Source organism: Deltaproteobacteria bacterium, assembly GCA_019308905.1.
In the GTDB taxonomy this organism is placed as follows: domain Bacteria; phylum Desulfobacterota; class BSN033; order WVXP01; family WVXP01; genus JAFDHF01.
Map to the genome: position 1 here is coordinate 1 of JAFDHF010000093.1, position 10463 is coordinate 10463.

Sequence of the window (10463 nt, forward strand, 5' to 3'; positions counted from 1 at the left end):
CCCAGACGTTTCCCTGATTCACTATCCAGACTTCTCCGGTCCTCTTCTCTCGGCGAAACGGATGGTGATCACCCTCCATGATCTCTCCTTCTTTCGTTATCCGCACGTCTTCCCTCCGAGCCTGAGAGTTTGGAAAAGGATAATGGCCCGTTTTTCCGTGTGGAAGGCCCAACTTGTTATTTGTGTTTCCCGTTTTACGGCAAACGAAGCTGCGGCTATCCTCAAGACTCGTCAAGAGAAGTTGAGAGTCATCCCCCTGGGAGTAAAGGAATTGAATCGGCCCTTTTTGAGAAAGGTTGCGGAAGGCGAAAAGCCGGACACGCCCTACCTGCTCTACGTTGGTACCCTCGAACCCAGAAAGAACCTCATACGACTGGTAAAGGCCACGGCTCTCTTGTGGGAACAGGGGCTCAAGTATCCACTCATTATGGCGGGCAGGAAAGGGTGGCTCTACCAGGGGCTTTTTGATCTGATCGATTCCCTGGGTTTGGGTGATCACGTCCGTTTCTTAGGTCATGTTTCTCAGGACGGGTTGTCTTCTCTGTATAGAAACGCAGAGGTCTTCGTATATCCTTCCGTTTACGAGGGGTTCGGCCTGCCGCCCCTGGAGGCCATGTCGTGCGGGACCCCGGTGGTGGTTTCAAATCGGTCCTCACTCCCCGAGGTCTGCGGAGACGCGGCCTGTTATGTCGATCCTTTTGACGAAGGAGACATGGCGAGGGGTATACTATCTGTCTTGCAGGATGATAACCTGAGAAGAATCCTGGTGGAAAAAGGCTTCGAAAGGGTGAAGCTCTTTTCCTGGGAGAATGCAGCGAGGGAGACGATAAGGGTGTACGAGGAAGTTGCCGGGACATGAGAAGCGTCCGTGGTGTGAGGGATGAGCTTAGGATTGAAAGGAGAAACCCATGAAGCACGCCTTGATTACGGGGATTACGGGTCAGGATGGGAGCTATCTTGCGGAACTGCTTCTCGAAAAGGGTTACGCGGTCCATGGTCTGGTGCGGCGCTCGGCCATTGAGGATCCTGAACATCGTCTTTCACATGCGGGTTCGGTTGAGAGCTACCCCAGCATCTTCAATGTGGTTAGTGAGGTAAAGCCCGACGAATGTTACCACCTTGCAGCGCAGAGTTTTGTGGCCTACTCTTTCGAAGACGAATTCTCGACTCTCATGACGAATATCAACGGGACACACCACGTACTGTCGGCGGTGAAACAGATCGTCCCCTCATGCCGGTTTTACTTTGCAGCATCGAGTGAGATGTTCGGAAACACCGAGCAATCGCCTCAGAACGAGAAGACCAGGTTCAAGCCGAGGTCGGCCTACGGGATTTCCAAACTCACTGGGTATCACCTCGTGAGAAACTACAGGGAGGCTTACGGCCTCTTCGCGGTCAACGGGATTCTGTTCAACCATGAGTCCCCCCGCCGAGGCTTCGAGTTTGTGACCCGGAAGATATCGTCCCACGCCGCGAGGATCAAGCTGGGGTTGGCCAAGGAACTCAGGTTGGGCAATCTCGATGCCAAGAGGGATTGGGGGCATGCCAAAGACTACGTGAAGGCCATGTGGATGATGCTTCAGGCCGACTCTCCGGACGACTATGTTGTAGGGACGGGCGAGAGCCATTCGGTGAGGGAATTTGTGGAGGTCGCCTTCGAATATCTCGGCCTCGACCCGCGCTCTTCTGTGATCACGGACGAGAGGTATTACAGGCCTTCGGAGATCTTTGATCTCGTGGCGGATGCCTCCAAGGCAAGGGTAGAGCTCGGGTGGGTTCACCAGTACGGATTCGTCGATCTGGTACAGGAGATGGTGAAAAGCGATCTAGAGCTCTTCAAGAACACCCAAAAGTGACGGAGGGGAGACACCGAGTAGCTGGTCGGAGAAAGCAGGGGGACGGGTGATGAGGATTGCCATCGTGCATGACTGGCTTACCGGGATGAGGGGGGGAGAGAGATGCCTGGAAGTCTTCTGCGAACTCTTCCCCGAGGCGGACCTCTTCACCCTGTTGCACGTAAAGGGCTCGGTCTCCCCAAAGATAGAGGCCATGAAGATCAGGACCTCCTTCGTACAGAATCTTCCTTTCTCCCGTAAGGGGTACAGAAGCTACCTGCCCCTTTTCCCCCTGGCTGTGGAGAGCTTTGATCTCAAGGGATACGACTTGGTCTTGAGCAGCAGCCACTGTGTGGCCAAGGGTGTGATTCCCCCGCCTGACTGCTGCCATATCTCCTATGTCTATTCTCCTATGCGGTATGTCTGGGACATGTATTTCGATTACTTCGGAAACCCGAGGGGAAGGCGGGCAGGGCGGCCGGTCCTTGCTCTGTTCGCCCACTACCTGAGAGCCTGGGATGTGACGTCTTCGGAGCGGGTCGATCATTTCATCGCCATCTCCCGACACGTGGCCAGGAGGATCAAGAAGTACTACCGGAGGGATTCGAAGATTATTCATCCCCCGGTCGACACAAGGAGGTTCAGGGTTTCCAAAGGGAGCGACGACTTCTACCTCATCGTTTCTGCCCTGGCTCCGTACAAGGGAATCGATTTGGCCGTCCAGGCCTTCAATCGACTGGGATACCCGCTGAAACTGATAGGAAGCGGACAGGACGAAAAAAGGCTCCGGGCCATGGCTCGGCCCAACATCGAATTCCTGGGCTGGCAGCCTGACGACGTGGTGGCGGAACACTATTCACGATGCAAGGCCCTGGTTTTTCCCGGTGAAGAGGATTTCGGTATCACACCCCTTGAAGCCCAGGCCTCCGGGCGCCCTGTGATCGCCTACGGGAGGGGAGGGGTCTTGGAAACGGTGGTTCCTCTTTCGGATCGGCAAATAGAAGGCAGGGACGTTGAAGCAAGGGAAGGCCCAGACAGACCCGGCTCGTTGGCGACAGGGGTTTTCTTCTATGAGCAATCTGTGGAGAGCTTGATACGGGCTGTGAGGGTTTTTGAGGAGAAGGCGGATCTTTTCCACGGGAAGGCCCTACGGAGACACGCCATGAAATGGGACCGGTCGGTCTTTAAGAGGAACTTCAGGGATGCGGTCTCAGACATCCTGCGTTCCTGGTCGTGAACCTTTCATTCTGAGCCAAGCGAAGAATCTCGCTTCTGCTTTGATCACTCGGCCAAGGCACAGAGATTCTTTCCTGCCCAAGGTCGCTCAGACTCACCCTTGAGCAAAGCGAAGGATTGGCAGAAGAGCCCCACGGTCTCAGTTGGACCAAACGAAGGTAGATGGGGACCGGAGGCGCCTTGTCTTTTCGTATCGTCGGTGATATAAGGGAATCTGTCTGGCAAGGGCAAAGGACCATGTTGAAAAAGCATTCTGAATTTTTCAGGAGCATTCTGTTTCTTATGGATGCCCTTTTGTTATCCGGATGCTGGATACTCGCGTACTTTCTCCGTTTCTACACGGACTTCATTCGGCCTGCCCCGGTTATGGTACCGTTTTCCACATACCTGTGGTTTTTGGGGATCGTTGTCATCGTATGGTTCTTCACCTTCAGGGGATTCGACCTTTACAGGCCCAGGAGGATCGGCTCCCATTGGAAAGAGATGCTCGATGTTGCCAAGGCCTGTACGTTTTGTGTGTTTATCCTTATTGCCGTCACCTATCTGTTACGGAGATTCGAGCTTTCCAGACTCTCCTTTTTCTACTTCTGGCTCCTCAGCCTCCTGGTCATCGGCTTTGATAGAGCGCTTTTCAGGGGATGGCTGAGATTTCTCAGGAAAAGGGGATACAACCAGAAACAGGCGCTGATCGCGGGCTCTGGCAGCAGTGCGGTCGATCTTGTCGACAGACTCAGCCATCACCCTGAGCTGGGAATCAAGGTGCTCGGACTGCTGGCCGAAGACCCGGAAAAGGCCGCCCCCAATATCGGAGGAATCCAGGTTCTAGGCGGCTTGGGAGACCTGAAGAGGATCATCCATGCCCATCAGGTCGATATCCTTTTCATTGCGCTTCCCAACGACGCCCAGCATCATTTGGAGGCTCTCCTTGAGGGATTGAGCGAGGAGGTCTTGGATGTCAAGATAATCCCGGACCTCTTTCGGTTTGTTACCCTCAGGGGAGGGATCGATGAGCTTGACGGTCTCCCAATCATAAGCCTCCAGGAGACCCCCTTATACGGATGGAACAGAGTGGTGAAGCGGGTATTCGACATCGTGTTCTCTGTTTCGGGAATCGTTCTCTTCTCCCCCCTTATGGCGGTCATTGCGATACTCGTCAAACTGACCTCCCCTGGGCCTGTCCTGTATGTACAGGAAAGAATGGGACTTGACGGGAAGCCCTTCAAGATGCTCAAGTTCAGATCCATGAAGCAGGATGCTGAAAAGGAGACAGGACCTGTCTGGGCCAAGCTGGATGACCCCCGGCGCACAAGGATCGGAGCCTTCCTGAGGAGAACGAATCTGGATGAGCTCCCCCAGCTGTTCAACGTGCTAAAGGGGGAGATGAGCATGGTGGGGCCTCGTCCTGAGAGGTCGGCATTCGTTAGAGAGTTCAAGGGGAGAATCCCCGGATATATGCTGAGGCACAAGATGAAAGCCGGTATTACCGGATGGGCCCAGATAAACGGGTTCAGAGGTGATACTCCTATTGAGGAGAGGATCAGGTACGATCTTTCTTACATCAACAACTGGTCGATTTGGTTCGACCTGAAAATCCTCTTTATGACCCTTTGGTCCGGATTCAAGAATGCGTACTAGGGTCGGGTCTCGACCGTCTCTTCCCGGTCTCCAGATGATTCCAAGAGAGTCATGAAAACCACCTCTGCGAAAAGGCGAATCCCCAAGGTCGGGCCTCTACACCGTTACTCTTTGCTCATTTTGATCTGCCTCGCTGCAGGGGTGAGGATCTATCTGTTTGCCTTTACCTATGTGATCAGTCGTGATGGAGTTGTCTACCTGGCCCTGGCAGGGTATTTCAAGGAAGGGAATCTGGGAAAAGGTCTGAGCCACGACTTTCATCCCCTGTATTCCCTGGTGATTGCGGCACTTTCATATCTAATTCCGGGCAGCGCTCTGGCAGGCCAGGTTGTCTCCCTGGTGAGTGGATCGCTTCTCGTGGTCCCCATATATCTGCTCGGTAAAGATCTCTTTGGCCAAAGGGCGGGTTTCTTGACCGGCATCATCGTGGCTTTCCATCCTTACCTGGCCAGGGTTTCAGCCGACGTTCTGTCGGAGGGCCTCTATGTTTTCCTCTTTGCAGGGGCGGTCTGCGCAGCATGGAAAAGCCTTAAAACTCGTAGCCTTGTAGGTCTTTTCCTCACCGGGATTCTCGGCGCCCTCGCCTATCTGACAAGACCTGAGGGAATAGGGGTCGTGATTGTCGCCGGGTTCTGGATCTTCATGATTCAAAGGCCCTCACCCGTACAGAGGAGAGACTTGGCGGCCTTGGGGTTGCTGGTTTTCGGGTTCCTTATCTTTGCCTCGCCGTACCTGGTCTATTTGAAAAAGGATACGGGCCATTGGATCCTTACGAGAAAGAAGAGCATCAAAGGCCTTGTCGGCATTGAGAAGAGCTCCGGCCTGCCGGTCGACCGCGGCGGCCCATCATGGCCGGGGCTCGGCCTTCAGCAGAAGTCGGCGAAGAGCAGGGAGGCAAGGGGCGATTTCGGCAGAGGCTCCGAGTTTTTTTCCTCTCACACTTGGTCCGGGGACATCAAAGTTTTCTTAGAGCTTTCTCTCAAATTCGTGGGTACTTATCATCCGTTACTTATAGTATTCCTTATGATTACGTTTATAAACACCAAGAAACTCAACGTGCCTGACAAAGGAAACTGGTTTCTCCTCTCCTTCTATCTACTCTATGTGCCGGTTCTCTATCTCTTGCTTTTGAATGCTGGGTACGTGAGCCGAAGGCACTGGTTGCCCCTTGTGGCTCTCGGTCTTTTCTGGGCGGCCCTCGGCATGGAGCGGGCTCGGGATTTTGTCCAGCAGAGGCTGGAGAGGTCAGGGAGATGGCCGATCCCTTCTTCCCAGGGGTTGCTGATAGCGATCCTGGCCGTTACCCTGGTGGTTCTGCTGCCGAAGACCCTGAAGCCTCAAAGAAGGGACAAGATATGGATAAGGCGGGCGGGAACGTGGATTGCGCAAAACGCCCCCCCCCGGTCCAGGGTGATGAGTAGTGACCCGAGAGTGGCCTTCTATGCAGGGGGGGTGTATGTGGCGACTCCGGGGAAGAATCTTCTGGCAGGGATCGAGGAGATGGCCGTCGAGAGGAAGATGGACTATCTCGTCTTGAATGTCGATTCCGGGCAGGAGGGACTGGCCGATTCGCTCGCCTCGGAGTCAAGGCCGTTGCGGCTGGTGCACAAGTTGATCGATGGGAAGGAGGGAAAGACTCTGATCTATAGGGTCCAGGGCCTCTGAAAAGGGCTCGGACCTCCTTGATCCAACAATGGAAGGGACAGGAGAGTATGAGTAGACATGTTTTGGGCCTTAGCGAAACCGAGCCTCTGTTCGATAGGTTTTCTGAGGGCCGGGTGCTGGTGGTGGGCGACATAATCCTGGATGAGTTCATCTGGGGTAAGGTCGACAGGATCTCTCCCGAGGCGCCCGTGCCTGTGGTGACAGTGGAGAAAGAGACACAGCTTCTTGGCGGCGCCGCAAATGTGGTCAACAACATCCGTTCCCTGGGCGGCCAGGTCTTCTTTGCCGGTCTTGTAGGGGGGGACGAGCGGGGGAGGAAGATCCTGAGCCTTCTTGAGGAGAGTGGTGTCGATACGGGGGGAGTGCTTATCGATCCCCGGAGACCTACAACCGGTAAGACCCGGATCGTGGCTCACAACCAACAGGTTGTCCGGTTCGACCGGGAGAGCCAGGCCCCCCTCAGCCAGGGATATGCAGACAGCCTCATAGCCTATGTGCGAGAGGCGATGCACAGTGCCGATACGGTAGTCGTCGCCGACTACGGAAAAGGAGTGGTGACCGGAGAACTCATCAGGGCCGTTACCGAGATTTCCAAGAATGAGGAGAAGATCGTCGCTCTGGATCCCAAGATGGGCCGCTTCGATCTCTACCGGGACGTTACCATTGTGACTCCCAACAGCCAGGAGGCAAGCGTTGCCGCCGGCAGAGAGATCAGGGATGAGAGCTCTCTCATGGAAGTCGGCCATAGCCTTCTAGACCGCTTCAATTGTAAAGCCGTCCTGATTACGAGGGGAGAAGACGGTATGGCTCTGTTCGAAAGGGGGGGGGAGGCCATTCTAATTCCCACCACAGCCAGAGAGGTTTTTGACGTGACAGGAGCGGGGGATTCGGTCATCGGCGTGATGGCCCTTGCCCTGGCGGTGGGAGCCAGTTTCCCACAGGCCGCGATGATCTCCAACTTTGCCGCCGGAGTAGTGGTGGGAAAGGTAGGGACCGCCACCGTGACCCTTAAGGAGTTGAGGGCGGCCGTGAAGGAGGCCAAAAGGAACGAAGACGGGTCTTGAAGTTCGCCGGCTCCCTGACTCTTTTGCCTGGAAGTGAGCGGCAGGATTCCAGTTTGCCCGTATCGAGTCACCCGGGCTTACTCTGTGCTGCCCTGCCCGGCCGACTCCTTGTGCTTTCCTTCCATCTCAGCGACAGCCTTGAAAGAACTGAAAGAGGTTTTGTGATCCTCGACGAGTTCTTCCCACCGCTCAGGAGAGACCAGTTCCTTTTCCAGGAGGATGTCCCTGACGGCCATCGTCTCGGCTCGAGTCTGCAGGACAGCGCCGAAGATCAGTTCCTCCAGATTTTGAATCCTTTTTTCCAAATTCTTCATCGGCTCTCCCCTTCAGAGAGGCTGATCCTTCTCGGTCAGACTCTGATCATCGGTCCGCTCAAAAGACCCTAGCAAGAGAAGAGGGGCCTCAATCGAGAGGCCATCTCCTCGGGTTTCATGATCGATACCGGTTCCCTGTGGAACATCCCGAGATAGGTGATGTCGCTGTTACCTATGGGCCTGGGAAGGCACCTTGGAGTGATTCTCGAATGAATCCATATCGTTGAGTCGTCCCTGGGTCCTGAAAAAAGGGAGAGGTTGAGACTGTAAATCCCCATCGAATGATAGCCTTTGAACAGTTTCACCAGGCCGGACGAAAAGTCCTGGAGGATTTCCTCCTCAAGATCAAGCAGATCCTGGCACTCCAGGAAGACGCCCATCGCATCGGGGTAGAGACCGACAGGAACGAAGGGGATCATCCAGGCGATCTTTCCGGTTTTTCCCAGGTATCTCTCGCCGAGTTCCTCCTCCTTTTCCACAAGGTCCCTCCAAAAATGGGAGATGTGATGGGTAACATACTCGTGGCTGAATCGGATCAGGTCCCTCTGGGTGTTGGTGGGGGTATCCCCTGCGATGGGCTGAAGATGTGGGTGAACCAGGCTCGATCCGGCCGGGGGCATGTAGTTCCAATTGATGGAAAAGAAGGCCGTCTCGGCGCTCAGGGAGGCCACCTTGCGAAAGAACTCCTGGCAGGCCAGCAAGGCATCGCTGATGAGCTCGGACGTAAACCCTTCCAGAGGGATAAAGTGATCCTCAGAGAACAGGCAGACCGCGGCATGAGTGTCAAGGGGGATGATGTTCGGCATCACGACGGCCTTTCCCTTCCGAATGCGCCCCTGAGGGGCAATTTCAGGGGGGAATTTTGCGGTCTTCGCTGCCAGTGAGTCCCTGCAGAAGGGACAGCCGATCCGGCGAGACCTTTCCACCAGGCTCTCCAGATCCGGTGGATCGACTGGAGAAAGATCGAAACTGGCGATCCGTCCCGTGCTGTGGGTCAGAGGGTCGAAGCGGATCTCGAAGGGCATACGGGTCAGTTGAAAATCCCTGTTCGGGTCGAGATAACCCGTCTCTCTGATGATCTTCTCGAACGCTATTGTCATGATCTCTCCGATTCCTTCCAGGCTGTCGGCCTGGCGACTCAGAAAAAAGTCGGGGAAGTTCCCCCCGACAAAACGCCAGGCAGCCCCGCAGGACTCCTATGTCTCAAGAACGAAAATGACCTCCATTCTTACCCTGTACTCGACTATCTTGGCGTCTTCCACCGCCACCCTCTGCTCGACGATGCGCATGCCGGTGATTCCGCGGAGGGTCTTGGTGGCCCGGGAAAAGCCAACCTGAATTGCGTCATCGAAGCTCTTGGGAGAACCCGCGATGATTTCGGTCACCCGTGCGACCCGTGGTGTTGGCATGGTGATCACCTTCCTTTCCTTGGAGTTTATCCTCTATTACGAAAATCAGCGGTGAATGTCAACAGGATGAGGGTTCGATTTCGCCCAGTTTCAGGAGCCGATGTCTTGAACTGCCGTGATTTGCAGCGGCATTTCTCGATTTCCCTGGGGGATACCTCGTGTTCGCCGGCGCGGCGTTTCTCCCCCTTCCCCACGAACACGAATCACGAACACGAATCACGAACACGAATCACGAACACCACCTCCCCCCTTCCCACTCGAACCTCGGACCCTTGTCCCCTGGCAACAATACAGGCCTCTCATTTGGGCGTTGCAGTTGACTTTTCGCGATTTTTGGGATAATCATAGATTGGTGTTTGTGAGGACTGCGTTTGAATTCTTTAGAGAATTCCAGAACATACATCCTGCTTCGGCGAACAACTAACGAAGTCAAAAGGCTTCAGACCTGATTGCCTGGAACCTTTTCCCTCCGAAATAGACCAGCAGAGCTGGGGTAAGGACCGGTGAGAACCAAGTTCATCTTCGTCACGGGCGGTGTTGTGTCGTCCCTAGGAAAGGGATTGGCCTCTGCCTCGATTGGAGCGCTCCTTGAGAGCCGGGGCCTGACGGTCGATATGCTCAAGTTCGATCCATACATAAACGTCGACCCTGGGACGATGAACCCTTTTCAACATGGCGAGGTTTTTGTCACCGATGATGGTGCTGAAACCGATCTAGATCTGGGTCACTACGAACGCTACACCCATGCCGTAATGGGAAAGAGAAACAACTTCACCACAGGGCAGGTCTATGACGCCGTGATTGCAAGGGAACGGCGGGGTGATTACCTCGGGGGGACCGTTCAGGTTATCCCTCACATCACCGATGAGATCAAGCAGAAGGTGCTCGACCTGGCGGACGACGTGGACGTGGTTATTGTCGAGGTAGGAGGCACGGTTGGGGATATCGAGAGTCTTCCCTTCCTGGAGGCTATCCGTCAATTCAGGGGCGACGTGGGGGCTGAAAACGCCCTCTATATGCACGTTACCCTGGTTCCGTTTATCCCCACTTCCGGTGAACTGAAGACCAAACCCACCCAGCACAGCGTGAAAGAATTGCGTGAAATCGGGATCCAGCCCGACATCCTGCTTTGCCGAACCGACCGTCTCCTTTCCAACGAAGTCAAATCCAAGATCGCCCTGTTCTGCAATGTGGACCGGGACGACGTCATTACGGCGATGGATGTGGACTCGATCTATGAGGTGCCCCTCATCTTCCATCACGAAGGACTTGACGAGAGAATAGTTGAACACCTCAATATCTGGA

General features: G+C 54.8%; 10 protein-coding genes. 7 read left to right on the top strand and 3 right to left on the bottom strand.

Annotation, left to right across the window (positions count from 1 at the left end; all coding sequences use genetic code 11):
- The 6 genes from JRJ26_19180 to rfaE1 form a co-directional block, all read left to right on the top strand.
- The coding region (locus JRJ26_19180) for a glycosyltransferase family 4 protein (protein MBW2059619.1) at window positions 1–859 on the top strand (859 nt) is incomplete at its 5' end.
- Between the two features lie 49 nt (window positions 860–908).
- The gene (locus JRJ26_19185; protein ID MBW2059620.1) at window positions 909–1856 is read left to right on the top strand and encodes a GDP-mannose 4,6-dehydratase; all 948 of its coding nucleotides are present in this window, start codon (window positions 909–911) and stop codon (window positions 1854–1856) included.
- A 49-nt stretch (window positions 1857–1905) separates the two neighbouring features.
- Complete coding sequence (locus JRJ26_19190) at window positions 1906–3072, top strand: glycosyltransferase (GenBank protein ID MBW2059621.1); 1167 nt, start codon at window positions 1906–1908, stop codon at window positions 3070–3072.
- Between the two features lie 236 nt (window positions 3073–3308).
- Entirely contained in the window at window positions 3309–4706 is a 1398-nt protein-coding gene (locus tag JRJ26_19195; protein ID MBW2059622.1) for an undecaprenyl-phosphate glucose phosphotransferase, read from the top strand.
- Window positions 4707–4757: 51 nt separating this feature from the next.
- Window positions 4758–6371, top strand: a complete 1614-nt coding sequence (locus JRJ26_19200) for a glycosyltransferase family 39 protein (protein MBW2059623.1) — start codon at window positions 4758–4760, stop codon at window positions 6369–6371.
- Window positions 6372–6418: 47 nt separating this feature from the next.
- A complete protein-coding gene (rfaE1, locus tag JRJ26_19205; protein ID MBW2059624.1) occupies window positions 6419–7435 on the top strand; it encodes a D-glycero-beta-D-manno-heptose-7-phosphate kinase in 1017 nt (338 codons plus the stop codon).
- A 77-nt stretch (window positions 7436–7512) separates the two neighbouring features.
- Here the strand turns inward: rfaE1 and JRJ26_19210 are convergent, their stop codons facing one another.
- The 3 genes from JRJ26_19210 to JRJ26_19220 all read right to left on the bottom strand — a co-directional run bounded on the left by JRJ26_19210 (window position 7513) and on the right by JRJ26_19220 (window position 9158).
- The gene (locus JRJ26_19210; GenBank protein MBW2059625.1) at window positions 7513–7749 is read right to left on the bottom strand and encodes a hypothetical protein; all 237 of its coding nucleotides are present in this window, start codon (window positions 7747–7749) and stop codon (window positions 7513–7515) included.
- 68 nt (window positions 7750–7817) lie between these two features.
- Complete coding sequence (locus tag JRJ26_19215; GenBank protein MBW2059626.1) at window positions 7818–8849, bottom strand: hypothetical protein; 1032 nt, start codon at window positions 8847–8849, stop codon at window positions 7818–7820.
- Between the two features lie 96 nt (window positions 8850–8945).
- Window positions 8946–9158 (bottom strand): dodecin domain-containing protein, encoded by a 213-nt coding sequence (locus JRJ26_19220; GenBank protein ID MBW2059627.1) that lies wholly within the window; start codon window positions 9156–9158, stop codon window positions 8946–8948.
- Between the two features lie 503 nt (window positions 9159–9661).
- Between JRJ26_19220 and JRJ26_19225 the strand changes: the two genes are divergently transcribed.
- On the top strand, window positions 9662–10463 hold an 802-nt coding region (locus JRJ26_19225; protein ID MBW2059628.1), incomplete at its 3' end, for a CTP synthase.